Consider the following 294-nt stretch of genomic DNA (forward strand, 5'->3'; position numbering starts at 1 on the left):
GGCCCGCCTGCATGACCGCGGCGCGCCTGGCGCCACGGGCAACAAGGGCGAGCTGGCGTGCCGCCAGTACCAGGTCGATGGCGCGCGGGGCCAGGCCCGCGCCGGTTTTCCCCTGGTGACGGGCACGGGACTGCCCGCTTTGCACGCCTCGCGGGCACGCGGCGACAGCGAAACGACGGCGCGCCTGAATGCCCTGCTGGCCATCATCGCGCGGCTGGACGACACCTGCGTGCTGTCGCGCGGCGGCGAGACGGCCTTGCTGGCGCTGCAAACGGGCGCGGCGCGGGTGCTGGC

The 294-nt window shown here is 75.5% G+C and carries 1 protein-coding gene; it reads left to right on the forward strand.

Going from position 1 to position 294, the window contains the following annotated elements:
* A partial coding sequence (locus GCN75_RS28945; RefSeq protein WP_193317713.1) for a triphosphoribosyl-dephospho-CoA synthase occupies positions 1-294 on the forward strand: 294 nt, incomplete at both ends.

The organism is Janthinobacterium violaceinigrum, assembly GCF_009208555.1.
GTDB lineage: Bacteria > Pseudomonadota > Gammaproteobacteria > Burkholderiales > Burkholderiaceae_D > Janthinobacterium > Janthinobacterium violaceinigrum.